Genomic DNA, 25,945 nt, shown 5'->3' with positions numbered 1-25,945 from the left:
AAAGCTCTATTAGTCCATAACGTTCATCTTACCATTTTCTCAAAAGTGTGTGCAAGAGGGATCATCGTGTTCCCTCGGCAATTAGGAAGTTTTATATACCTTTTAGAATATGGGAGTCTATTATGGTCGTACTTCATTACAGTCATGCACTCAACCTTAGCTATTCCTTGAAAAAAGTCAAAGTCATAAATCTGACTTTGACTTTTTTATAACTCTTATTTTTTGTCGTCGTTTACTTCTTCGTAATCAGCATCTACGACATTATCATCTGATTTTGCTTGTTGCTCCTCGGCACCTTCTGCACCTTGTTGTGCTTGAGCCGCTTGCTCATACATTTTGGTTGTAATCGCGGTTAAAATTTCTTGTAACTCATCTTTAGCTGTGCGAATTTCATCAAGATTATTCGCTTCAATTGCTGCTTTTAGCTTATCTTTTGCCGCTTCTGCTTTTTCTTTTTCAGCCGCTTCCACACCTTCGCCAAGGTCTTTTAACGTTTTTTCCGTTTGGAAAACAAGTTGGTCCGCTTCGTTACGAAGTTCTACTTCTTCACGACGCTTTTTATCTTCCTCGGCATTGGCTTCAGCATCTTTAACCATTTGATCAATCTCATCATCCGATAAACCTGAAGAAGAGGTGATCGTAATCGATTGTTCTTTATTTGTGCCAAGGTCCTTCGCTTTAACATTTACAATCCCGTTCGCATCAATATCAAATGATACTTCGATTTGTGGTACACCACGTGGTGCTGGTGGGATATCAGCTAATTGGAAACGACCTAATGTTTTGTTGTTTGCAGCCATTTCACGCTCACCTTGAAGAACATGAATGTCTACAGATGGTTGATTATCAGCCGCCGTTGAGAATACTTGTGATTTAGAAGTTGGGATCGTTGTGTTGCGCTCAATCAACTTCGTAAATACGCCACCCATCGTTTCGATACCTAATGAAAGTGGAGTGACATCAAGTAAAACAACATCTTTTACATCCCCTGTTAAAACACCAGCTTGAACAGCCGCTCCAAGAGCAACTACTTCATCAGGGTTAACTCCTTTATGAGGATCTTGACCCGTTAATTTCTTAATCGCTTCTTGAACGGCTGGAATTCGAGTTGATCCACCAACAAGAACGATTTTATCAATTTCTGAAGCTGATAAACCAGAATCGGCAAGAGCACGGCGAGTTGGCCCTAATGTACGCTCCACTAAATCAGAAGAAAGTTCTTCAAATTTAGCACGGCTTAAGCTCACTTCTAAGTGCTTAGGCCCTGTTTGATCGGCTGTAATAAACGGTAAAGAAATTTGTGTTTGAGTGACACCAGATAAATCTTTTTTCGCTTTTTCAGCCGCATCTTTTAGACGTTGCATTGCCATTTTATCTTGCGCAAGGTCAATACCGTTGTCTTTTTTAAATGTCTCTACTAAGTAGTCGATGATCACTTGGTCAAAGTCATCTCCACCAAGTTTATTATCACCAGATGTAGCTTTAACTTCAAAGAAACCGTCGCCTAATTCAAGAATTGAGACGTCAAACGTACCACCACCTAAGTCATAAACAAGGATCGTTTGGTCTTCTTCTTTTTCTAAACCGTAAGCAAGTGCTGCTGCTGTTGGCTCGTTGACAATACGCTCTACTTCAAGACCAGCAATTTTACCAGCATCTTTCGTTGCTTGACGTTGGGAGTCATTGAAATAGGCAGGGACTGTGATAACCGCTTTTGTTACCGTTTCACCAAGATATGCTTCTGCATCTGATTTTAGCTTTTGTAAAATGATCGCTGAAATTTCTTGTGGTGTAAATTCTTTACCATCAACCGTTTCTTTATGGTCTGTACCCATAAAACGTTTGATTGAGATAATCGTGTTAGGGTTTGTGATCGCTTGACGTTTTGCAACTTCTCCTACTAAACGCTCTCCATCTTTAAATGCGACAACAGATGGTGTCGTGCGGTTTCCTTCTGGATTTGGGATAACCGTCGCTTCTCCACCTTCCATTACAGCCACACAAGAATTTGTTGTACCTAAGTCAATTCCAATAATTTTACTCATAGTAAGATGTGCCTCCTAATTAATCATTTATGTAGTTTATGCGTTAACTTTGACCATTGATGGACGAATAACACGTTCCTTCAGCTGATAGCCTTTTTGTAATTCTTCCACAATTTGATTTGATTCATAACCCTCTTCTTCAACTTGCATAACGGCTTGATGACGATGCGGATCGAAGGTTTCACCAACAGTTGGAATTAATTCAACCCCTTCATTCTTAAGGGCATCTTGTAATTGACGATAAACCATTTCCATTCCTGTTAGAAGAGATTTTGTTTCCTCTGATTCAGGCTCAACAACTAAAGCACGCTCAAAATTATCTAACACAGGAAGTAGACTTTCAATAATTGATTGCGATCTATATTTTGCAGCCGCTTCTTTTTCTTCGCGAGAACGGCGTCTGAAATTATCATAATCAGCTTGAACTCTAAGAATACGTTGGTTCGCTTCAGCTAATTGAGCTTCTAATTCACTTTCACGTGAATTTTCTTCCTCTTCATTTGCTTCTACTACTTCATCAACAAACTCATCATTCTCTGTTTCCTCTGTGAGCTTTTCATTTTGATTTTCATCTTGTTCAGTCGTCATTTCCATATCTTGGGCTTCATTCTTATTCATTTGACTCACCTCCTCATAATGTAAAATGGCTATTAATCTCCCTACAGCCGAGCTTTTTTCAGCCCAACAAAAAAGATGTGATAAAATGCACAAGCACAACCTAATCACCTTTTATATTCTTACGAAACAAAAAGAGATTAGGTTTCCTTTTCATTCAGATCTTCATTTATCTGTGTAGCCTTGTTAATATTTTCGTTAGATCCTTTGAAATCGTATCAACTACTCCAATGACACGTCGATACTCCATCCGGGTTGGACCAATGATTCCGATCGTCCCCATATGTTGACCCGCTACCTCATAGCTTGCTGTAATCATACTAATATTATCAAAAGCTTCATGTTTGTTCTCGTGCCCAATTTTCACTTGAACCCCAACGTCATTGGCACGTAAAACTTTATTCATGATATTATCTTGTTCTAACATTTCAAACAAGACACGAACTTTATCAATATCTCGGAACTCTGGTTGATTTAATAAATTCATTTTCCCACTGTAAATAACTTTTTCATGTTTTTCAAGCTCAAGCGATTCACCAATGGCTACAATCATTTGTTGATAATTTTGCACATGACGCATCATGACGCCTGCAATTTCTGTTTTGAGCTTATTCCTTAATTGATAGAGCGGCACTCCAACTAAACGATCATTTAAGATATTGACAATAATTTGAATATCTTCTCCTGCCATATTAGGTGGAATCACAATCGTTTGATTTTCAACATGGCCTGTATCTGTTACGAGAATTAAAATCGCCGATATATCGGTCAGAGGAATGATTTGAATATTTCTTAACTTCGTCTCAAATACTTCTGGACCTAACACGATCGAGATATAACTCGTCATATTAGATAAAATACGAGCCGAAAGCTGGATAACATCCTCCACTTCCTGCATACGGTCTGAAAATAGGGACCGAATCCCCTCTTTTTCAAGCTTCGTTAAATGTTGCGGCATTAAGAGATGATCCACATAATAGCGATACCCCTTCTGTGAAGGAATTCGACCAGCTGAACTATGCGGCTTTTCTAGAAAACCTAATTCTTCTAAATCAGCCATATCATTTCGAATCGTCGCCGAACTAAAAGAAATATCATCACGTTTTGAAATACTGCGTGAACCAACTGGCTCAGCAGAGCGCACGTAATCGTCCACAATCGCATGTAAAATTAACAATTGCCTTTCTGTTAGCATCTACTATCACCTCTGTTAGCACTCTATATACCTGAGTGCTAAATCTATTGATAAATTATCAAAAAGGGCTCGATTTGTCAATATATAATGCTTGAAGAGATGAGATAAAAATTAGATCCTATTGTGTAAGTGCCGGGTATAGAGTGGAGATTAAGAAAAAACAGGGGTATGCCATTTTCCATCCGAATTCACCCTAAATAGCTCCTACCTTGAGGCCGCCGCGAAAATGGAGCTCCTCTTATTTAGAATACGCTGTATCATTTAGCTTACCGCGAGCTGAATACCCGACGCGCTCCGCTGGTTCCGTTTTGGATGAAGGAAAAACAGTTTAAAACAATGACCGACCAACTCAGAAAAATCTAATGACCTTAGATTTTTCTGAGTTCAGGAAGATATTGAAACTTTTCTATTGAGAGCTTCACTACTCCATTCTAACCATCAGCCGTCTTACAAACCCTCACTTACTCTAAATCATTCAATACTGCTAAAAACTGTTCAAAGACTTCGTTTCCGAGTAGTAGGCCATCATCGGTTAATCGAATTCCATTTAAAGTGTCTTCAATCAATCCTCTATTTTTCAACTGCATCAATTGTGTTTGAAACAGTTGCTCATAATCGAGATTATATTTTTCTATAAAGAGAGAACGATTAATCCCTTCCCGTTTTCTTAACCCTAAAAACATTTCTTCTTCAATTTTTTCCACTAAGGAAACCTTAAATTCCTGTAATCGTGGCAATTCACCACAGGCCACAGCCTTTAAATATTTGGGTAATGGTCCGTGGTTATGATGCCTAACTCCACTGACATAGCCATGTGCCCCCGCACCAAAAGCATAATACTCTTCGTTATTCCAATAAACCAAATTATGTTTGCTTTCATAACCTACCTTGGCAAAGTTACTAATTTCGTACTGAACAAAACCATGGCTACTCGTTTGTTCTCGTAAAAGCTCATACATTTTGACTTCATCATCTTCTGGGGGAAGCTGGAGCTTACCTTTACGCTGCCGATTAAAGAAAACCGTCTTTTCTTCTATTTTCAAAGAGTAAGCCGAAATATGTTCGACACCAAGCTCAAAAGCTTTTTGTAACGTTGTTTTAAATTGTTCCGGTGTTTGTTGCGGCAATCCAAACATTAAATCAATCGATATATTATCAAAACCAGCTTTCCGACTATTTTCAATCGCTTTATAAATATTCTTTTCAACATGTGTACGCCCAATCGCTTTTAATAAACCTTCATCAAAGGTTTGTACCCCCATACTTAAGCGATTAACTCCATATTTTTTCAAGACATTTAGTCGGTCCATCGTCGCATTATCAGGGTTGACTTCAACCGTAAATTCCTCGACTTGTTCCAAGGAAACTCTTTCTTGAATCCCGACCAATAGTCGCTCCAACTGCTTTGCCGACAAGGCCGTCGGTGTTCCGCCGCCAATATAGATCGTTTTTAATTGAAATGGTTTCTGCTTACCGTCTTTTGTTAAATCGAGTTCTTTTAAGACTGAATCGATGTATTCGTCTACGGGCTGATTTTTCAAAAAAACTTTATTAAAATCACAATAAAAACAAATTTGCTCACAAAAAGGGATATGAATATACGCTGCTTGAATCACAACTCTCCCTCCTCTTCTTTTGATAGAAAAACCGCAGGATACGCTCCTGCGGTTTTCTTCAGTCACATTAATCATCCATACGTAATACAGCCATGAACGCCTCTTGTGGCACTTCAACATTACCAACAGACTTCATTCGCTTTTTACCTTCTTTTTGTTTCTCTAATAGCTTCCGTTTACGGGAGATGTCTCCTCCGTAACATTTTGCTAATACATTTTTCCGCATTGCTTTAATAGTCGAACGAGCGATAACCTTTTGACCAATACTCGCTTGAATTGGCACTTCAAATTGTTGGCGAGGAATTAATTCTTTTAATTTCTCTACAATAATTTTCCCGCGCTCATAAGCCGAATCACGGTGCACGATAACCGAGAGGGCATCGACTGTTTCACTATTTAGTAAAATATCCATTTTGACCAATTTAGATTGTTTATAACCAATTAGTTCATAATCAAAAGAAGCATACCCTTTTGTGCTTGATTTTAACTGGTCAAAGAAATCATAAACAATTTCTGAAAGGGGAATTTCATAGACGATTTGGACCCGATTCTCATCCAAGTACTGCATATCAATAAAAATCCCACGTTTCCCTTGGCATAATTCCATCACGGCTCCAACATAATCATTCGGAACCATTACTTTTGCTTTTACATAAGGCTCTTCTACATGCTCAATCTTTTGAGCGTCTGGCATATTGGCTGGGTTATCTACCTTTAGTTCCTCTCCATTTGTCATCGTGACATTATAGATAACACTTGGAGCCGTCGTAATTAATGTAATTCCGAACTCACGCTCAATCCGTTCTTGAATAATCTCCATATGCAAAAGTCCTAAAAATCCACAACGGAAACCAAAGCCAAGAGCCTGTGAAGTTTCTGGCTCATATTGAAGAGACGCATCATTTAACTCAAGTCTTTCTAATGCTTCGCGTAAATCGTTATATTCATTTGTATCAACTGGGTAAAGTCCACAATATACCATCGGGTTCATTTTACGATAACCTGGCAGTGGTTCACTTGCAGGATTCCCCGCACTCGTGATCGTATCCCCGACACTTGTATCACCAACGTTTTTAATCGAGGCCGATAAAAACCCAACATCGCCTACCGTTAATTCATCCCGTTTTTCCGCTTTAGGTGTAAAGACACCGATTTCCGTAACTTCAAATTCCTTACCTGTTGCCATCATCCGGATTTTCTGGCCCGCTTTAACTGTTCCTTCAACAATTCGAATATAAGCAACAACCCCACGGTAGGAATCATATAACGAATCGAAAATAAGAGCTTTTAACGGACCTTCAGGATCTCCTGTTGGCGCTGGAACCTTTTCAACAACCTGTTCTAAGATATCACCAATTCCAATCCCATTTTTCGCTGAGGCGAGAACCGCATCAGATGCATCAAGACCAATAACATCTTCTACTTCTTTTTTGACACGCTCCGGCTCTGCACTTGGCAAGTCAATTTTATTAATAACCGGTAAAATTTCTAAATCATTATCAAGAGCTAAATACACATTAGCAAGTGTTTGGGCTTCAATCCCTTGAGCCGCATCGACAATTAAAAGTGCCCCTTCACAAGCTGCTAAACTTCGAGACACCTCATATGTAAAATCGACATGTCCAGGTGTATCAATTAAGTGGAAAATATATTCCTCACCATCTTTTGCGGTGTATGTTAACTGTACAGCATTTAATTTAATCGTAATTCCTCGTTCGCGCTCAAGATCCATGGCATCAAGCGTTTGTTCCTTCATTTCACGTTCCGTTAAAGCACCTGTTTGTTCTAAAATACGGTCAGCCAAAGTCGACTTCCCGTGATCAATATGAGCAATAATAGAGAAATTACGAATCTTCTCTTGTCTTGCTCGACGTTGTTCATTATTCATTCTCGTCACTCCTAGTAAACGTACAACATAGACTAACCCTCATTATAGCAAGCGTTGAACCACTGTTCAATCTTTTGTTTGGATAAGCATCACGTTTATTCTTATTTTATCATGATATTGTATTCGAACGAGCCTTTTGACGTTCCTCTTATCATACCCGATAAACTCATAAAAAAGCACTAAGGAGTCCTTACGAGGTCACTAAAAAGTCCTCACGCTCCACCTTGACAGGGAAAAACAAAAGGCAATTAGGTTATTGATTAGATTTTAATCAAAGCATCAAACGGTTTTTATGAACCAAAACGGAGCCAATGTAGTACCCGGAGACTCCTGCGGGAATAGAGAATACGGGAGACCCCTCAAGCTTTGCGAGGAGGCTCCCGGTTCACCCGCGGAACGCGTAGGGGATGGAGCTGGCGGAGTAGGCTAACTAATGTAACTACATTTTAACGAGCAGCCCATTTTTCAGTAGTCTCATCCTTACTACTCTGAGACGTTTAAAATCCAGTTCACTTTTAAAAACTTTATCCATCTGTTTCACCAGTAAACATGTGATGAACAAACCCCATTACAGCTTCCAAGGTGCTCCTACACATTTTATGAAAACTGGAAGAGAGATACCCTCCAAGATCCGAGAAGAAATTAAAATTCCCAACTTCTTTCGCACGTTCTTTTTTTTCGATTAAATCATTAGCGGCATTAACGTTTTGCACGCTTTCGGTCACTGTAGCTGAAGGCGTTTGGGTAGTGGCGACTTTGGATTCGTTTGTTTCTGTCTTAATATTTAGCGGAACAGGAACCGAGCGTCCCGCTTGTTCATTCATATATTGCACACCGGCTAACACGCCAAATAGCAACACAAATAGAAAGGCCAACACGAACCCAAACATCTTTTTCACCCTCAACATCTCCTTTTAATCATTATGATAATGCTCAAAATAATACTCAGCAAACACTTTAGCAATCACTTCTGCCGTCCGATACGCTTCCTCAAGTGAATTTTCATAACCACCCATTTCAATTAACAGTGAATTCGTATTTAAATCTTGATTAAAAACGCCATTCGTTCTCGTCCCTGTTTTTAAAGGAGCTACACGGCCTAGGCCAGGATAATGTTCCTCCAATATTCCAACAAGTTCCTCTGCAAGTTGCAGACTCCGACCATAATCATCATGATTTCCTCCGATAACAAATAACGCTTTCGCATAATCAACGCCATTAATATTGACGGTTGTTCTCTCCCTAGGTAAGCTATCACGATGTAAATCAAAGACAAATTCTACTGCATCTTTTGTCTCTAACGTTTCCGTAATAAACTCTCTTGCCCCTGTATAAGACTGATTGTAGCTCCAGCCACGTTCCTTTAACATCCCTTGCACATCTCTCTCTTCTACTAAAACTCCAATCCCATGCTTCTCGAGTTCAATCGCTAATTTATCACTCACTAATGTTACATTGACTTGCGAATGATAAGCCTCGTTTGGAACAGTCGTTTCAAGCTCCGGTAAATAAGACTCATGATTATGTGCATTGATGATATAAACAACTTGTTGTCCATTTGTGTTTTTGTTTGCTTGGGCTTGTTTTTCTTTTTCAAGTTCTTCTAACTTAGCTAAACTTTCTTTTGTCGCTTCTCTTTCTGCTAATATGATTTCAAGTGGTGGTGCAGACTCAGCTAAGAAATCGGTGTGTTCAGCACCTTCACTCGAAATATACATTTCGCCCTGATAGTGGCTCATCCCAGGTAACTCTCTTCCTAAAAAGCTTCTAGGGTCATCAAGGCTAATGCTTGTAACTGTATTAAAAATCGTTTCCCCAACGTTCAAACCTTGATAACCGCTAGGCAAATTCATTTTAAAATAATGGTTTTCTAAGCCCATAAAATATAAAAAATCTTCCCCACTAACTTCACTAGACCATTGATAAAACGTAACTGAACTCGGTTTCTTATCAATAGATGTTAAAAGCCCGGTCAATAAAAAGATGATAAAAACACCCAAAAAAATCGTTATAAATATATTTTTAAAGCTCGTCCGCTTTTTCGCCCCCATCAGAAAATAGCTTTGCCTTCGCCTCATCTCCTTTAACACCCTTTCATAAACTTGTCCCTCATTCGTCCATGCTTATGGTGATAATCGATTATATGCTTGTCCACTAAAAGTAGAACAACTACTAGTTAGATGTTTAAAAAAGGTAAAAATAAAAAAGCCAGTCAGGTTGTTGTTGAGCCCTCACTAGCTTTTATGTCAAAAAACATTTTCTATTTAGGAAGTGCTTTTTCGAGCAAATCCTCAGACACTCACAGGAAAATAACGAAAGGAAACGCTTTTAATGGGTGTATGCTCCTGTATTGTCCTGGTTAATCGACTTATGCAAGGCTGCATTTAACCCAGCTGCAATGACATTGGCCATATCATCAATAAAGACATCGACCTCCTTTGGTGTCACCATTAAATTATGTCCCAAGGGAGAAAGCACTTCTTGGATGAGCTGTCTTTTTTCCTCGTCCGGTAAATTTCCAATCATCCCCATAATGGTTTGACGTTTTTCTTCATTCGGCAAGTCCTCATCGGTTAGAGTTCTTTTTTCACCAAAAGTCATTCCAGCCGGAACTAAACCTCGAGAAGGTGCGCCTCCTTCTCGCATTTCCTTACCAAAATGTTTAAGCACAAAATCAATCGTGTCACTCGTAATCGATACGGCATCAACAACTGTTGGAATCCCTACAGCAATGACTGGAATACCTAATGTATCCATACTTAAATCCTTGCGTTTATTTCCAACCCCACTTCCAGGGTGAATCCCTGTATCCGAGACTTGAATCGTCGCATTTACCCGTTCAATTGAGCGAGAAGCAAGTGCATCAATCGCGATCACAAAATCAGGCTTTGTCTTTTCAATAATACCAAAGATCACATCACTTGTTTCGATCCCCGTTAATCCCATCACACCAGGTGTTACAGCACTAACCGGTCTAAAGCCGTCTTGCACTTGTTCTGGTGCTAATTCGAATAAATGACGTGTAATCAGTAAATTTTCGGCCGCAATAGGCCCAAGGGCATCTGGGGTCACATTCCAGTTCCCAAGACCGACAACTAAACATGTGTGATCTTCTTCAATGCCTACCTCTGTTAAAAACTGATGGAAGTGCTCGGCAAATACTCGTTCCATCACTTCTTGTTTTTCCGTATCTCTTTGCCGAATGGCCTGTGACTCAAACGATAAATATTTTCCTGGTTTTTTTCCTAAACGCTCTGCCCCTTCTGCCGTAATCTCAACCCTTGTAATCTTGACCCCCTCATCTTCCGTTTCATCTACCGTCACGCCGCTAACCGACGAACTCTCCTGCACTGGCTCTGGACGTTTATTATCTTCCTCCAAAACCATTTGATGGGCTTCTAGTGCAAGATCGGTACGAATTTGATATTGAGATAAGTCTAAATTCTGTTCATTTGACACGACGTCTACCTCCATTTTCCGTTTTAAAAAGTTTAACGTTAGCGTTTCCTTCTCGGTTTGTTTTCATTCTTCTATTGCAATTGTTGCTTATTTTTGATAGAATGCTGTTTGTTGTATTGATAGTATTCGTGATATTATCATGACCTTGAATCAAGGAAAAAAATCGTCCTTTTTTGAAACGGACGAGTCAAAACAGCTACTGTTCATGCAGGAGGTGAAAGGTATGCCAAATATTAAATCAGCAATCAAACGTGTGAAAACTAACGACAAAAAACGTGCTCACAACATCGCGATCAAATCAGCTCTACGTACAGCGATCAAAAACTTTGAAGCGACTGTAGAAGCTGGAGATGCAGAAAATGCAAAAACAGCTTTTGTTACAGCTACTAAAAAGCTTGATAAAGCAGCGGACAAAGGTCTTATTCATAAAAATGCAGCTTCTCGTCAAAAATCTCGCCTAGCGAAACAATTAAACGGTTTATCTGCATAATTGAACAAGACTACAGTTCACCTGTAGTCTAGACCAAACAGTCAAAAGGAAGCAGTCCTTTAAAGTCATTAAGTGGCTTTAGAGGACTTTTCTTTTTATAGCAATGTTTATCCTTAGTTGCCCCTCGAACCATGATGGTGACTACTTTTTTCTTTCTTCTTCCTCTTTTGTTGTCACCAAGCTCAATCCGAGGTTGCTTTTCATGTCACCAAACTATCAACTGCATCTGAATCAAAAAAAGACCCACTAGGTTTCTTCCTAATGAGACTTCAACTATTAAATTTCACTTTTCATCAGTTGCCAATCGTAAAATCAACAATTCAACCGCGAGTACTTTTTCTGTTTTTCCTGTTTTAATTGCATAATCTGTTTCGGCAGCGAGCTCCATTAAGGCGTAAAGTCTTTTTTCATTAAATTGATGGAGTCTTTGAGTAGCCAACTTTACAACATACGGATGAAGTTTGATTTGACTAGCTATTTCTTTTTGCGAATAACCGCGCGAGCTTAATTCCTTCACTTGATAATAAATGCGAAATTGTCGTGTTAATAAAGCGAGGATTTTTAATGGCTCTTCTTTTTGCCTCAATAAATCATGATAAATGACTAAAGCCTTGTCCGTTTTTTGATGAATCGCCAAATCGATTAAAGCAAAAATATCTTGTTCTAATGTTCTTGCGACAAGTAATTCGATATGGTCTGGTTCAATTACACCACCTTCACCAACATAAAGGCTGAGCTTCTCAATTTCGGAGGCCATTAATAATAAATTGGCACCAACTCGCTCTAATAATTGGCCCTTTGTTTGATCACTTATCGTAATCCCTTTTTGTTCCACTTGATCTTGAATCCATTGAAACAACGTTCGCTCATCAAATGGATTAGCCTCGACTACAGTTGTTTCTTTTTTTAAAAGCTTAGTTATCTTTTTACGCTCATCAAGCTTTTCATACGGAGCTTGAATCACAACAATCGTTTCCTCGACCGGATTCTTGATGTAGCGATCAAGCACATCAAAATTATGTTCGAGCTTTGTCTCCACCTTTTGGCTAGTTACCGCATAAAAATCTTTAATAATGACCAACTTTTTTCCACCAAAAAAAGAAATGGTCTCTGCTTCCTCTACTATTAACTCAATTGGTGTCTCCTGCAATCGAAATGGAATAATATTTAATCCTTCTTCATTTTTTGTTTGCAATTGTTTGGTCAACTCTTGAATGAAATCCTCCATTAAAAAAGTTTGACTACCATAACTAAAATAAACAGGGCTTAACTTCCCTTGTTCCACAGCTTTTTTCACTTTTAAATAAGTCATCTTAATCCCCAACTTTTATGTATATTCCTTCAACAAAAGGTTTTATTTAAGTAACTCTTCTTCTTAAGCTTAGTGAAAACCTCACAAATTCACAAGCTTTTTCCACAAAATTAAGAAGGGAATCCAGCTCCGAAATTCTGGATTCCCCATTTATGATAAACGCCATATTGAAGACCCTAGGCATTCTTCTCTACGACGATAATCAACCTTCTCTTGTATGATATCCTATGCATTCTTAACTTATAGGTGACAACTCTTAACAAAGAAGGGAGATCAACCAATGTATATTTTTTTACGTTTCAACGAAATTTAAAGGATAAGTGTTTAAACTACAATGAGTAAGGAATAACGAATATCACAGATTTGTGAACATTTCTAAAATCATTATCAAAAAAAGACATTCGCTCGATAAACTTAAGGATAATCTATCTAGATTTTTCAATGTGCTTCACGTATACTATAGGTTGTATAAGGAGGGATCCAGATGAATCATTTTGAAGAAGACGTTCAAGAAAAACGCAATGACGCCATCGATTCCGGTATCGGCTTCGTCGTTTCATTTATCTTTTTTGCATTAGTATTTATTGTTGCGCAAGCGGTTGATGTCGCTAGTTTATTCTAATATACATACTCAACCGTCGAGGCTCCTGGCCAGCCTTAACAAAAAAGCTCGGTGTGAAGATTTGACTCTTCCTACCGAGCTTTTTGAACATAATCACTTAAGTTGTTGAACCCTTCTGTGCTTCAATCACTTTTACACCAAATTGTAAACATTCACGACAAATTGAAACACCAGGTCCTAATGCTAATTCTCCTACTTCTTTTTTACTCCTTCTACAAAATGAGCATTCTTCAATTGCCTGATAATTCGGACCCGCTTTATCATTTAGGGTTGTTCGTTTCATCACATTCCCTAATTCATGAATCACCTTCTCTTCAATATAATCAAATTCGCCTTGGAGCTTTAATTGAACCGTCGTATAAGCAATTGCCATCCCTTCATAAAAACGTTGCTGTTCTTTATCCTCGGATTTGCTACTTTTTGTTTCGCACAAGCTGATTAACTTTTTTAACTCTAAAATAACATCTTCAATCTTCGCCCCTCTAAAAGTCTTTTTTCGAAAATCTTGATCCATCGTACTCCCTCCCCCCTAACACATTTGTTCACAATTGTATACATTTATAGTATTCAGCGTCTTCGATTTTTTTCCTTCTTTTACTCCCGAATTAATTTAGTTTGTACCTTTCGCTCGCTTCCTTTAAGCTGCATCACCACTGCTCCATCTAAATCGGTTCGATAAATGATTACCCCTTCCTCCTGCAAACGATGGACGACATCTGGATGTGGGTGACCGAAACGATTATTCCTTCCTGCTGAAATAAAGGCGATTTGAGGCTGTAAATGATTAAGCAAGAGGTCGGTCGTTGAGGTTCGACTGCCGTGATGACCTACTTTTAACACATCGACGGTCATACGAGGAAAGTTTTGCACTAACCGTCTTTCTCCCTCCTCTTCCAGATCACCAGTAAATAGCCAGCTCAAACCGTCTAACACAGCGTACAGCACCATCGAACGCTCATTACGACCACTTTCTACTCCTGTTGGTGCCAATACGTAAAATTCAGCATTTCCAACCGACCAATACTCCCCTTTTTCAATAAAAGTTAAGTCGGCCCCATATGGCTGCCATTGCTGAAAAAGAGCGATTTCCCCCTCATCCATCGGGCCTTTCGGATAAAGAATTTCCTTTACCTTTACATGCTTCAGCACAGCAAGAACCCCACCGACATGATCAAAATCTCCATGCGATAAAATGAGCTTATCAATTTTTCTGATCCCTTTCGCCTTCAAAAAAGGCACAAGTACATCCTCACCGACCTCGAACTGTGAACGCCGTATTTGCCAGTCTTCCTCTTGAAATCGAATCGTCCCTCCTGTATCTAATAAATAAGTCGCTTGATTAAATGGGAGTTCGATTAAAAAGCTATCTCCTTGTCCAATATCGATCATCGTGATTTTGGTCGTTGGGTCTAAATAAGGGATAATTAAATGGAGTGCAACCAGAAGACTCCAGCCACATAAAACAAGTTTCCACCAGCCTCTTTTGCCTCGCTCCCACAATAAAAAAGTGAACAGTAACAGGAAACTTATCGCTAGCAGACTAAATGAATTCGGACGACCAACAGTGAAATAATGAAAACTCCAATTTTCGATCACTTGTAATCCGATATGAACATTTGACAATACGTTAACTAAGAACAAAAGCAGCCAATCAGACATAAATGGCAGGACAAAGGATAAGAAATAAGTAGTAAATACAAGTGGCAAAATGATCAAACTAATTAATGGGATATAAAATAAATTAAGGGGGATTTGCAGCCATGATTGTTCAAAAAAGTGATAAAGTAAGAAGGGCAAAGATAGAAGCTGAGCTAAAGCGGAGACGATAAATAAACGACTAAAATAACTCGTATACCTTCTTGAAATCGTCTGGGACGATAAAATTAACCCAAAGGAAATAAGGAAGGAAAGCTGAAAACCTAATTGAAAGAGGGCGTATGGGTTGACAAGCAAATAGAGAAAAAAAACAGCACTTATCGCTAGTAAAGAGGGGATTCTTTTTTGCAATCTTAATGACAAAAGAACAATCATCGTCATCCCACAAGCACGCATAACTGGTGGAGCTGCCCCAGCTAAAAGGGCATAAATTGGAAGAAAGCAGATTAATAGTTCTTGCGTTCGCTCCCTTGAGACACCAAAGCGTATCATTAAGTAAAATAGGGCCGATATAATTAATCCAACATGTAAACCAGATATCGCCAATAAATGAAAGACTCCTAGTCGTTGATAGGCGTTAAGAATCTCTTCTTCAAAGAACATTCGTTCACCAAAAAGTAAGGCGATCATCATACCCGCGATTTCCGGATCGAGTCTTTCTTCTAATTGATACATTTGTTGTTGCCGAAAGTTTTGTAAGCTTTGTCCCCATGTCCCTTCCCTTGTTTGACATGTAACAGAGCTAGGTTCCACAGCAAAAAGCCAATGGATTTGATTAAAATAAAGAAACTCAGCATAGTTAAAACCAAAAAAATTAGTCGCTTTTTGGGGAGTTTCTAACTGACCATCCATATAACATACGTCGCCAGCGGAAATGGTTTTGAACCTTTCTTTTTCCTCCTCCAATCGCAAATAACTACGAACTTGCAGCTTTTCTCCTTGCTCGGTCACGACAACCGTCATCATTCGATTTCCGTCGATTTTCGGGAGTTCTTTTATCTCGACAATCCCTTGCCAGCTTCCTTCAACTAAGACTGATTCATTTTGATATTCATAAATATAACCAACAATCACATACAACCAAAAACTAAGAAATGCAGGGAGATATGTTTTCATCCAACGTTCTTTTAAACAAAAAAGATAGAGGAGATAAAAAAAGAGGAGAATAAATAAAAAAGGACTCGGCCCTTTGATGACAAAAGTTAAACCGAGTATTGTAGATAGAATACTAATAAAAATCATATGATTCAAGGCATCAGCCCCCTATGATTTTGTTGGTGAATAAAGTGTACGGGTTTGATCAATAAATTTCATTAATTCTTCTTTATCAATATCCGTTTCTTCAAGTTTGTGAAGCAGATCGGTTGTTAATTGCAACTTATCTTGATACCTTCTGTCTAAAACAACTTCATCAAGTTCCACTTGCTCCACCTCAATGCCCACTTGTTCAAATAACTCTAAAGCATACGGATGGTTTTTATAATCTGCATCATAATAAACCTTTTTAATCCCCGCTTGAATAATGGCTTTTGAACAATGTACACAAGGAAAATGTGTCACATAAATTTCGGCTCCCTCTGTTGGTACACCAAATTTTGCACATTGTAATAAAGCATTCACTTCAGCATGAATCGTCCGAATACAATGATTATCGACGACATAACAGCCTTTATCAATACAATGATCACTACCAGAAACTGAGCCATTATATCCACCAGCAATAATTCGTTTATCTCGCACAATTGTCGCACCTACCATTAAGCGTGTGCATGTGCTTCTTAATGACAACAACTGACTTTGTGCCATAAAATATTGATTCCATGAAATACGTTCCATTATGTTCCACCTCTCTAGCTGAAACAAGCTCTCATTCAACCTTTAGCTTATCCTCTTAGATAGTTTAGTGACAAAAAATCCTTTTCGTCAAGTACGAGATCATTTTGTTGTAATTAAAATTTTTAATTGTTCAAACGACTTCTCCCCAAAACCAGACACTTTTTTCAAATCTTCTATTTCTGCAAAAGAACCATGTTCTTCACGATAGGCGATAATTTGAGCTGCTTTTGAAGGACCGACACCCGGAAGCTGTTCCAGCTCCGCTTGAGTAGCGGTGTTCAAATTGATTAAACCATCCGTCTCACTCGTTGCTGCCACCTGCAATGGACCACTATATTCTTCTTCATCATGAATCGAAGGGATATAAATCACCATTTCATCGGTAACAAGTGAGGCTAAATTCACTTGTAAATCATCCGCTTCATCTATAAGTCCTCCCGCTTTATCAATCACATCATGAATACGCTCGCCTTCTTCCATCACATAAATCCCAGGTCTTTTAATCGCACCCTTTATGTCGACAACTAGCTCAATTTCCTCAACAGAACTCACTTCCTGTAAAGTTTCTTCTTTTTCATCCTGCCCTTCTAAAAAGGCCCATTCACTTTGCTCAGCTGTAGTGGTGGACTTATCGCGGTTAAATACAAAGGCAAACAACCCTAAACTAAACAAAACCATTAAACTAGAAGCAATTAGAACCAACCATTCCCTTAAAGATAATTTCTTCATTTTTACCCCTCCATCGACAATAGACGAACAGACCATTCTCTTTTTTATTATAAATCCAATTCTTTAATAACCCAATTTTTTTCGTACCTCTAGAAAAAACACTTTCCCCTTGATTCCCCTTCACTAATCATCAGCCCTTCTTTTCCTGTATCTCTCCAAAAAGGCTGGCTTTTTTTTTGAAAAAAATTCAAATTTCACTTAATTGATTCATAAGTGCCTTCATGCTTTCATACATTTATTTATAACGTTGAACGAAATTTTCAGGATCAAGGATGAAAAGGGGGGAGTATAATGAAAATTGGAGTCATAGGCACTGGCAGTATGGGGACCATCTTAATTGAATCATGGCTTGATACAGAAATCATTTGTCCGGAACAATTAATCATTTACAACCGTACGAGCGAAAAGGCAGAACGGATCCAACGTCAATTTCCCTCAATCCATTTGGCCGAGAATCCGACACAAGTCGTTCAGCAAGCAGATATCACTTTTTTATGTGTCAAACCACCTCAGTTCCCGAACGTGATTCATGAAATTCAACCAAATGTTACCCGAAATGATCTTTTTGTCTCAATTACGAGCCCAATTAGCGTCAAACAATTAGAAGAACAATTAAATTGTAAAGTCGCAAGGGTCATTCCAAGTATTCTCAATCGGGTTCATGCCGGTTCTACTTTATTAAGTTTCGGAACAAGATGTACAGAAATCGATAAAAAGACATTAACCGATTTAATGGAGACTATTTCAGAGCCTTTATTAATCGATGAAAATATTACACGTGTATCGTCTGATATTGTCAGTTGTGGCCCTGCTTTTTTTAGTTATTTGTTACAGGAATTTATTAATGCATCGGTAAGACAGACGGAAATAAGTGAAGAAGAAGCGACTATTTTAGCCACCAATATGCTCGTTGGAATGGGAAAGTTACTTGAAAAAAGGCATTATTCCTTATCTACTTTACAAGAGAGAGTTTGTGTTCCAGGTGGGATTACAGGGGAAGGTTTAAAGGTTTTAGAAAATGAATTAGGAGCTATTTTTGACCATTTGTTTCAACAAACTCACAAAAAATACGATGATGAACGCGATAAGCTCAAGTTTTTATTCAAAGCTTAAGAGATTAAAAGGAGCTGAATCTTTAAGGATCATTTATAGAACCTTTTGAGACAGCTCCTTTTTTTGTCCATAACAATTAATACGCGTTACTTGTCAAAATTCCTGCTATTTTTTCGTGCTTTAAAAAAAATTCGTTCATTTTTATCGGTTGGGGCACTTTCGTCAAAATCAGCACTTATTTGCTCGACAACAAAACCTGTTTGCTCTAACCAATTTTGATACGTCTGCCAATCATACGTCCTTTGTTTATGTAATTCTTCAAAACGCTCGTATTTACCATCCTCTGTCAACACAAAAAAAGTTAGCTCATGCTCCACACTATTTTGAACCTCACCTGAAAATGAGTTCCAAATATAAGATATATCCTCACCTGCATCAGCGAAAGTTTGCTGCAAATAAACATGATTCACTTTATAAGGAGAGTGAACATCAAAGAGGAAAAGTCCGTCCGCTTTTAATTGTCCATAAATCGAGGCGAACGTTTTTTTGACGTCTTCTTCCTCTTGTAAATAATTGAGGGAATCACAAAAAACAGTCACGACATCATACTCTCCTAATTTATCCATCTGCGACATGTCCTGTTCGATTAGAAACGGGTTCAAATTCTCTTTTTCAGCCTTTTCTTTCGCTACCATGAGCATTTCCGTAGACAAATCGACACCAGTTGCCACAGCTCCTGCTTTTAAAAAACGAATTAATAATTCACCTGTCCCACAGCCTACATCTAAAATAGAAACATCTTTTAATGATTCTTGTCCAAGAGAGCGACACACAAATTGAAACCACTTTTCGTAAGGGGCATCAGCCATTAAATCGTCATAAAGGGTGGCAAAAGCTAAATAATTCATTTTTTCCCCTTTTCATAAGTCCAACCATCACGTTGTTCAATTTTGCCTTCTTTCATCAGTTTGCCAAGAGCACGTTTAAAGGCGGCCTTACTTAATTGAAACCTGGCTTTAATATCATCCGGTGCGGTTTTATCCGTATAAGGCATTGCTCCACCACGTTCAAGCAAATAAGCAAAAATCCGTTCTGAATCTTCGGATTGCTGTTCTGTTCGAGACCCTTTCAATGTTACATTCACTCTTCCATCCGGGCGAACAAATTGAACACGAGCTGTCACAAACTCTCCGTAACGAGGTTCTCTTGTCATTTCATCATTGTGAATAAAAGCTAAATACCCTTGTTCGGTTAAGAACAAAGCTCCTTCATCTAAATAATGATAGACATGACCAGACACTTCTTCATTTTTTAATGATTCTGGAGCCTTTTCAGCTGTTTCTTCAATCGGTTTTCCTTTTAGAAGCTTGGCCATCATCCGGCCACGTTTATCCCACGTAATCGTCACTGGCACTTTATCGCCCTTTTTTGGCCAATATCCACGGTCTTCTGGTAATTCATCCATTGATAGGAATAAATCCCTTGAAATTCCATTGTATAAAAAGACACCATGACCTGTTCTAACGGATACAGCTTCTAACCACGCAAACTCTCCGACCGATATAATCGGCTCTTTCATCGTTGCCGCAAGGCGCTCCTGATGATCCAAATATAAAAATACATGGATGGTATCTCCGACTTGAACCGTCCCTACTACATCGTTGTTATGTAGTAAAACGTCTTTTTCTCCAGCTTCAAGGAAATAACCAAAATTCGTTTTCCGGTCCACTTTCAGTTCGACCATATAACCTGGCTTTAATTCCATTACCTTAAAACCCCTTCAAGCTCGATGGTTGACGCATCGCCCCATAGCTTTTCTAAATTGTAATAAACTCGTTCATCTTTATGGAAAATATGCACGATTACATTTCCTAAATCAATTAAAACCCAACGAGCTGTATCATAACCTTCTAAACGTTTAATATCGAGACCATTTTCTTGAGCTACTTTTTTCAATTCATGGGCAATCGCCTGAACTTGCTTTTCAGAATTACCGTGACAAATCACAAAATAATCGGCAATTAATGAAATTCCCTTCATATTTAAAGCGACAATATTCTCTGCCTTCTTGTCATCTACCGTCTTTACTGCTAATTCAAGCATTTTATCTTCTACCACTAACAATCACTTCTCCTTTTTCTTTTTAAAATAAAATCATTGTATGTTGCCAATGTATCTGGGAATATTAACTGTCTTCGCTTCATCAAAAAAGTGATAGTATTTTCAAGTGATTGAATAATCGCCTCATCCAAATCCGTTTCCGCTATCTTTCGGACTTCATCTACCCCTTTAAATTGTCGCCCTGGTTCAATATAATCAGCCAAAAAAACAACTTTTTCTAAATCCGTCATTTCAGGTTTTCCCGTTGTATGATAGGCAATCGCATCAAGAATTTCTTGATCACAAATCCCGACCTCACTCTTTACATAGTAAGCCCCACACGGAGCATGTAAAAGCTCATCCCCATAATGAAGGATACTCGGCCAATGGAGTTTTTCTTTGACCAAATCACGCATTTCATTTTTATCACGAAACTTCGCATAATCATGAAAGATGGCGGCGATTTCAGCTTTTTTTTGGTTAACTCCGAACTTTTTCGCTAAGGCTACCGCCGTATGCATAACGCCTAAAGTATGTTTGTAACGATGCGCTGTCAAATGTGGCTCAACTAATTCAAGTGCTTTCTCTCTCTCCATCTCCATATAATCCTCGCTTTCTTATAATCGATTCCACGCCATTTGGCACCATATAAGCAATCGATTTCCCCAGCTTCACTCTTTCCCTAATTAAGGTCGAGGATAAATCCACTTGAATGGTTTCGACTTGAATGACTCGATCAGAATATATGGCTTGAGAGGAAGTGCCCGGACGCTGAACACCAATAAATGTCGTGTCCTCCATTAACTCATCTATATCTTTCCACGTATGCAAAGATTCAATCATATCGCCACCGATGATAAAATAAAATTGAATATTTGGATGTTGCTTTTTTAGTTGCTTGACTGTCTCAATCGTATAAGAAATCCCTTTTCTTTCAAATTCAATCGTTGAAATAAAAAATCTCTCTTCAAATGCCGTACTTTGCTCAAGCATCTCAAGTCTCTCTTCATTGGTTGACATCGATTCCCTTTTCTTATGAGGAGGTGTATGTACAGGCACAAACCAAATTTCATCTAGTTCGCATTCTTCTAATACATACTGTGCCATTAACATATGACCAAGATGTGGTGGATCAAAGCTACCACCGAACAGCCCGATTCGTTTCATTAAAAAAGAACCCCTTCTTCGAGTTCACTACCTGCTTTTATGGTAGGACTAACTGTTTTTGTTCGACTGATTCACGATAGAGAACAATCGTATTTCCAATAATTTGAACAATATCTGCTTTTGTTCCTTTATTAATTTCGTCTGCTACTTCCTGTTTATCATATTCACAGTTTTGCAAGACGCTCACTTTAATTAATTCGCGAACTTCAAGAGCTTCTGAGATTTGTTGCACCATATTTTCGTTGACGCCACCTTTACCTACTTGAAAAATAGGGTTTAAATGATGGGCTTTTGAACGTAAAAATCTTTTTTGTTTACCTGTTAACATGTGAACCTCCAAGTTGTTCTAAAACGATTTTTGTCATGACTTTTCGATTCTGGCTTCAATCCAGTCCAATATTCGAATGATAAAGCACCTTGATTGACAAACATTCCAACACCATTTAGCACCTTCGCTCCACGAGCTTCGGCCTCAAGTAGTAATTTTGTCTTCAACGGGTTGTAAATCAAATCGCTGACAATCGCTTCTTTTTTTAAGTTATTTAATGATAGTGGGCACTCGTCTGTATTCGGACTCATCCCAACTGAGGTTGTATTAATAATAATATCAAATGAAGAAAGCTCATGCTCAAGCTCCCTTATATCCATAACCCCAAGTATTGTTGCTTTCGATTGGTGACGTTCAATTAATTGTTCGGCCTTTGATTTAGTCCGGTTCGCCACAACTAAACGTGAAACGGATTCATTGACAAGAACAGTCACAATCGCTCTTGCAGCTCCACCAGCCCCGATAACCGCAACGCTTTTTTCTTCAAGTGTGTGTGCGATTTCGAGTAAAGATTGTAAATACCCTCTTCCGTCTGTATTAAACCCTTTAAGCTTACCATCTTGATTTACAATCGTGTTAACCGCCCCGATTTCAGCCGCTTCTGGGTCAATCTCATCCAAATAGTTCATGACCTTTACTTTATGAGGAATCGTCACATTACATCCTCCAAGCTCGAGAGCTCGAATCGCCATGACCGCTTCTTCAATTTTATCAGGTTTCACATTAAAGGCGTGATAATTAGCACTTTGGCCAAGCCCTTTAAAAGCGGCCTCGTGCATAATTGGTGACATGGAATGACCGACTGGATAGCCAAATAAGCCATAAACTTTCCCCATAAATTGTTTCCCCCTCTTATGACGAAATAATTGAATCGCGAATTGAAACCGTAACTCCTTTTGGAACATAGGCTGCGATATCTATGTTTGTCCCATTAACCGAAACAAAACCTAACCCTGAGAAAACGAGATCGACTTTTTTATCTTTAATACGAAATTCCTTCTTCACAAGTGGAGGGAAATCCTCTTTTGATTGTGGCCCTGGCGGTGATAAAAGCTCTCCTAGGTGATTTTCATAAAGCTGATCCGCTTTTTCAATTTTTGTGCGATGAATTTGTAGTTCATTTGAAAAATAAGAAACAAATGAACTTCTTTCTCCTTGCTTAAAATCCAGTCTTGCTAAGCCACCAAAGAATAGTGCTTGTCCCTCGTTTAATTGATTCACAATTGGTTTAATCTCTTTTTTAGGGGTAATCACTTTTAATTCCTTTTTATCAATATAATGAGCCATTTGGTGATGATTTATTATTCCCGGTGTATCATAAAGTATTTTTCCATCATCTAAAGGAATATCAATCATATCAAGTGTTGTTCCTGGGAAATGCGAGGTTGTGATTAACTGTTCCTCATCTCCATCAAAAGCTTGGATCATTTTATTAATAAATGTAGATTTCCCAACATTCGTGGCTCCTACAATATATACATCTTTTCCTTGACGCAACTTATCAATCGTGCCCGCTATTTCAATAACACTTTCCCCTTTAGCAGCACTCATCAAACAGACATCAACTGGTCGTAAACCAAGCTCTTTCGCTGACTTTTTTAACCAATTAATTAATTTGTTCCGTTTAAAAGACTTCGGTAAGAGATCCACTTTATTAGCCACTAATAATACATCATTTTTGCCGACAAAGCGGTGCAACCCCTGGAGCCAACTACCATTAAAATCAAAAACATCGACAATCTTTACGATTAAAGCATCTTTTTCTCCTAACGTATTAAGGATTCTCAAAAAATCATCGTCCGTTAAAGAAACGTCTTGTACCTCATTATAATGCTTTAACCGAAAACAACGTTGACAAATAATCACATCACGCTCTAAAGCAGAGAGAGGGGCATACCCTAAACTTTCTTTATCCTCTGTCTGAACTTTGACACCACAACCAGCACAAATAATTTGCTCCGTATCCATCAATCTTCCTCCCACTGAATTAACCCTTTTTGACGCATTTTCTTTAAAACCATTCGTTCCATTCGACGATTAAATCGGGTAAAAAATCCATCAGTTTTCGTAACAGGAACAACAAGGATCGTCTGCAAGCCAGCACGATTTCCACCTAAAACATCGGTGAAAATTTGATCACCAACAACGACTACTTCATCAGGTGCTAGTCCCATTTCTTTACACGCCCTTTGAAAAGAACGGCGCATTGGTTTCTTTGCACTATGGATGTAAACAACCTCTTCTGGCGTTGAAAATGCTTTTACTCTCTTTTCGGTATTGTTCGATACGATCGTGACTTTCATATCTAACTGCTGGATTGTCTTAAACCACCCCTTCACTTCAGGTGTAGCTAATGCTCGGTCCCATTCAACTAACGTATTATCCAAATCGGTAATGATTCCTTTTACACCCAACTCTTTTAATTCTGTTAAGTTAATCTCAAAAATACTCTTTACATATTGATTAGGAAATAGCTTTTTTAACAATTTACGCACCTCTTATCACGTTCATCTATAACCAATCTTTAACTATACCGTTGTTCATTATAGATTTCAATCAAAAACTATGTATTATTACTTATTTACTCAACTTTCGCATCGAGAAAATCCGTTCAACGAGTTGGCCGAGCGAAAGGGAAGCTCTTAAACAAATGCCCTTGACACGTTTGAAAAGCGAGAACGCACTATCACACAAAACGGATAAACTGTGCATTAAGAAAAAAATAATAGGCTGCCCTCCGGCGGTCGCTCCCAAAACCATACTCCGCGTCCTGCGGGAACCTGGCGAGCCTCCTCGGTTTATTCGAGGCCACTGAAAAAGTTCTGTTAGTTACAATAGGGTTGGATGATTTGGCTTACTCCGCCAGCTGCATACCCACAACAGCAATAGCGGGTGAACCGGGAGCCTCCTCACTCATCGCTTGAGGGGTCTCCCGTGTTTCACTTCTCCCGCAGGAGTCTCCGGGTATTCCGCTGGCTCCGTTTTGGTCAAAGAAAAACCAGCTGAGCCCTAATAGATCATCTAAGGAGAAAAATCATTCTCAAGCTACTGTACGTTGAAGTCATGACTGTTTTTTTATTCGATGAGAAAACTGAACCTAGATTCGATTCCATGATCTAGCGGACAAACAGACACGGAGACTCCCGCCGGAATAAACCGTCCAATGAGACCCCGCAAGCGTGAAACGCTGAGGAGGCTCATGAGGTTCCGGCAGGACGCGGAGTGTCTGTTTGGGAGCGACCGTCGGAGGGCCTGATTTTAGTGAACAGTTTCCTTCAACAGCCTACGAAGAGATGTGTTCAGACTGTCAACGATTGAACCGTTCATGTAAAGTCAATTTGAGTATTATATCGCCCTAAAGTCAATATCTATCAACGGTTAAGGGTCAATCATACGCTGCGAAAGTTGAGTTATTTATGATAGAAAAAAATGAAAGCACATTCCTGTCTAACTGTTCGTACCATCTCTTCATTCCTTTTCTAGCTCTTACGTCAGTTTTTTTCTTTTTTCGCAAACCCTTTTATGTCCTCTTTAATAACCTGCTTCTTAAATGCTAATAGACATTTACAAGCTTTTTTTCCCGTATATTCCAAAAACTTTTCGACAAAATCTTCACCTATCATATCTGTGGATAAAGTTATTAACGACTTAAACCTTTAACACAACTCACTTTCTTACCAATAGCAACAATTAACTAACAAGTTATCCACTACTATTTGTGGATAAAACGAACGGTTGTTCTATTCTAATTTGCATGTTAGGATTATTTTAACAAATAAATTAACTTTTTACTTTCTGAAATAAAAAGCGGAGAATGTAGAATAAAATAAAACA

24 protein-coding genes and 1 pseudogene are annotated in these 25,945 nt (G+C 38.6%); 3 read left to right on the top strand and 22 right to left on the bottom strand.

The annotated features are described in order from the left end of the window. Positions 1–215: 215 nt before the first annotated feature. The 8 genes from dnaK to gpr form a co-directional block, all read right to left on the bottom strand. Complete coding sequence (gene dnaK, locus AA0017_RS05725) at positions 216–2,045, bottom strand: molecular chaperone DnaK (protein WP_413380121.1); 1,830 nt, start codon at positions 2,043–2,045, stop codon at positions 216–218. A 36-nt stretch (positions 2,046–2,081) separates the two neighbouring features. Further along, positions 2,082–2,663, bottom strand: a complete 582-nt coding sequence (gene grpE, locus AA0017_RS05720; RefSeq protein WP_413380120.1) for a nucleotide exchange factor GrpE — start codon at positions 2,661–2,663, stop codon at positions 2,082–2,084. Between the two features lie 166 nt (positions 2,664–2,829). Further along, positions 2,830–3,855 carry a heat-inducible transcriptional repressor HrcA gene (gene hrcA, locus AA0017_RS05715; protein WP_413380119.1) on the bottom strand — a complete coding sequence of 342 codons (1,026 nt, stop codon included), beginning with the start codon at positions 3,853–3,855 and terminating at the stop codon, positions 2,830–2,832. 461 nt (positions 3,856–4,316) lie between these two features. Beyond that, on the bottom strand, positions 4,317–5,471 hold the full coding sequence (hemW, locus tag AA0017_RS05710) for a radical SAM family heme chaperone HemW (RefSeq protein WP_413380118.1): 1,155 nt from the start codon (positions 5,469–5,471) through the stop codon (positions 4,317–4,319). 67 nt (positions 5,472–5,538) lie between these two features. Further along, positions 5,539–7,359 (bottom strand): translation elongation factor 4, encoded by a 1,821-nt coding sequence (lepA, locus tag AA0017_RS05705; protein ID WP_413380117.1) that lies wholly within the window; start codon positions 7,357–7,359, stop codon positions 5,539–5,541. Between the two features lie 524 nt (positions 7,360–7,883). Beyond that, entirely contained in the window at positions 7,884–8,258 is a 375-nt protein-coding gene (locus AA0017_RS05700; protein WP_413380116.1) for a hypothetical protein, read from the bottom strand. Between the two features lie 15 nt (positions 8,259–8,273). Then, positions 8,274–9,437: a stage II sporulation protein P gene (locus AA0017_RS05695; protein ID WP_413380115.1), complete on the bottom strand. Its 1,164-nt coding sequence runs from the start codon at positions 9,435–9,437 to the stop codon at positions 8,274–8,276. Between the two features lie 250 nt (positions 9,438–9,687). Further along, positions 9,688–10,833, bottom strand: a complete 1,146-nt coding sequence (gpr, locus tag AA0017_RS05690) for a GPR endopeptidase (RefSeq protein ID WP_413380114.1) — start codon at positions 10,831–10,833, stop codon at positions 9,688–9,690. Positions 10,834–11,041: 208 nt separating this feature from the next. On the opposite strand from gpr, the gene rpsT reads away from it, so the two are divergent. Then, positions 11,042–11,308 carry a 30S ribosomal protein S20 gene (rpsT, locus tag AA0017_RS05685; RefSeq protein ID WP_003323292.1) on the top strand — a complete coding sequence of 89 codons (267 nt, stop codon included), beginning with the start codon at positions 11,042–11,044 and terminating at the stop codon, positions 11,306–11,308. A gap of 283 nt (positions 11,309–11,591) precedes the next feature. Here rpsT and holA read toward each other — a convergent pair whose 3' ends face one another. After that, a complete protein-coding gene (holA, locus tag AA0017_RS05680) occupies positions 11,592–12,620 on the bottom strand; it encodes a DNA polymerase III subunit delta (RefSeq protein ID WP_413380113.1) in 1,029 nt (342 codons plus the stop codon). Between the two features lie 484 nt (positions 12,621–13,104). On the opposite strand from holA, the gene AA0017_RS05675 reads away from it, so the two are divergent. Continuing rightward, positions 13,105–13,242: a YqzM family protein gene (locus AA0017_RS05675; RefSeq protein WP_003323290.1), complete on the top strand. Its 138-nt coding sequence runs from the start codon at positions 13,105–13,107 to the stop codon at positions 13,240–13,242. Positions 13,243–13,339: 97 nt separating this feature from the next. Here AA0017_RS05675 and AA0017_RS05670 read toward each other — a convergent pair whose 3' ends face one another. The 4 genes from AA0017_RS05670 to AA0017_RS05655 form a co-directional block, all read right to left on the bottom strand. Beyond that, the gene (locus tag AA0017_RS05670) at positions 13,340–13,756 is read right to left on the bottom strand and encodes a ClpX C4-type zinc finger protein (protein WP_413380112.1); all 417 of its coding nucleotides are present in this window, start codon (positions 13,754–13,756) and stop codon (positions 13,340–13,342) included. A gap of 80 nt (positions 13,757–13,836) precedes the next feature. Further along, on the bottom strand, positions 13,837–16,140 hold the full coding sequence (locus AA0017_RS05665) for a DNA internalization-related competence protein ComEC/Rec2 (RefSeq protein ID WP_413382420.1): 2,304 nt from the start codon (positions 16,138–16,140) through the stop codon (positions 13,837–13,839). 21 nt (positions 16,141–16,161) lie between these two features. After that, positions 16,162–16,734 carry a ComE operon protein 2 gene (locus tag AA0017_RS05660; protein ID WP_413380111.1) on the bottom strand — a complete coding sequence of 191 codons (573 nt, stop codon included), beginning with the start codon at positions 16,732–16,734 and terminating at the stop codon, positions 16,162–16,164. Between the two features lie 99 nt (positions 16,735–16,833). Then, complete coding sequence (locus AA0017_RS05655; RefSeq protein ID WP_413380110.1) at positions 16,834–17,463, bottom strand: helix-hairpin-helix domain-containing protein; 630 nt, start codon at positions 17,461–17,463, stop codon at positions 16,834–16,836. A 291-nt stretch (positions 17,464–17,754) separates the two neighbouring features. Here AA0017_RS05655 and comER point away from each other — a divergent pair, with 291 nt between their 5' ends. Further along, positions 17,755–18,576 (top strand): late competence protein ComER, encoded by an 822-nt coding sequence (gene comER / locus AA0017_RS05650; RefSeq protein WP_413380109.1) that lies wholly within the window; start codon positions 17,755–17,757, stop codon positions 18,574–18,576. Between the two features lie 86 nt (positions 18,577–18,662). On the opposite strand, the gene AA0017_RS05645 is transcribed toward comER, so the two are convergent. From AA0017_RS05645 to AA0017_RS05605, 9 genes and pseudogenes are all read right to left on the bottom strand, one after another. Further along, positions 18,663–19,424, bottom strand: coding sequence for a class I SAM-dependent DNA methyltransferase (locus tag AA0017_RS05645; RefSeq protein ID WP_413380108.1), 762 nt, complete (start codon positions 19,422–19,424; stop codon positions 18,663–18,665). Next, positions 19,421–20,281, bottom strand: a complete 861-nt coding sequence (locus AA0017_RS05640; protein ID WP_413380107.1) for a S1 RNA-binding domain-containing protein — start codon at positions 20,279–20,281, stop codon at positions 19,421–19,423. Before AA0017_RS05640 ends, AA0017_RS05645 begins: the two co-directional genes overlap by 4 nt. Beyond that, positions 20,281–20,619, bottom strand: a complete 339-nt coding sequence (gene rsfS / locus AA0017_RS05635; protein ID WP_413382417.1) for a ribosome silencing factor — start codon at positions 20,617–20,619, stop codon at positions 20,281–20,283. Before rsfS ends, AA0017_RS05640 begins: the two co-directional genes overlap by 1 nt. Before the next feature lie 14 nt (positions 20,620–20,633). Further along, the gene (gene yqeK, locus AA0017_RS05630) at positions 20,634–21,212 is read right to left on the bottom strand and encodes a bis(5'-nucleosyl)-tetraphosphatase (symmetrical) YqeK (RefSeq protein ID WP_413380106.1); all 579 of its coding nucleotides are present in this window, start codon (positions 21,210–21,212) and stop codon (positions 20,634–20,636) included. Then, entirely contained in the window at positions 21,190–21,783 is a 594-nt protein-coding gene (locus AA0017_RS05625) for a nicotinate-nucleotide adenylyltransferase (RefSeq protein ID WP_413380105.1), read from the bottom strand. Before AA0017_RS05625 ends, yqeK begins: the two co-directional genes overlap by 23 nt. Positions 21,784–21,820: 37 nt before the next feature. Then, positions 21,821–22,111: a ribosome assembly RNA-binding protein YhbY gene (gene yhbY, locus AA0017_RS05620; protein WP_413380104.1), complete on the bottom strand. Its 291-nt coding sequence runs from the start codon at positions 22,109–22,111 to the stop codon at positions 21,821–21,823. Next, positions 22,098–22,947: pseudogene (gene aroE / locus AA0017_RS05615) on the bottom strand (shikimate dehydrogenase). Before aroE ends, yhbY begins: the two are co-directional and overlap by 14 nt. A 16-nt stretch (positions 22,948–22,963) precedes the next feature. Continuing rightward, a complete protein-coding gene (gene yqeH, locus AA0017_RS05610; protein ID WP_413380103.1) occupies positions 22,964–24,079 on the bottom strand; it encodes a ribosome biogenesis GTPase YqeH in 1,116 nt (371 codons plus the stop codon). Further along, positions 24,079–24,597, bottom strand: coding sequence for a YqeG family HAD IIIA-type phosphatase (locus AA0017_RS05605; RefSeq protein ID WP_413380102.1), 519 nt, complete (start codon positions 24,595–24,597; stop codon positions 24,079–24,081). The genes yqeH and AA0017_RS05605 overlap by 1 nt, the downstream gene beginning before the upstream one ends. Between the last annotated feature and the right edge of the window lie 1,348 nt (positions 24,598–25,945).

This window comes from Alkalihalobacillus phoenicis, from assembly GCF_047302405.1.
Classification (GTDB): Bacteria; Bacillota; Bacilli; order Bacillales; family Bacillaceae_D; genus Alkalihalobacillus.
The sequence above is the reverse complement of the archived record's forward strand: the minus strand, read 5'-3'. Positions and strand labels throughout refer to the sequence as shown.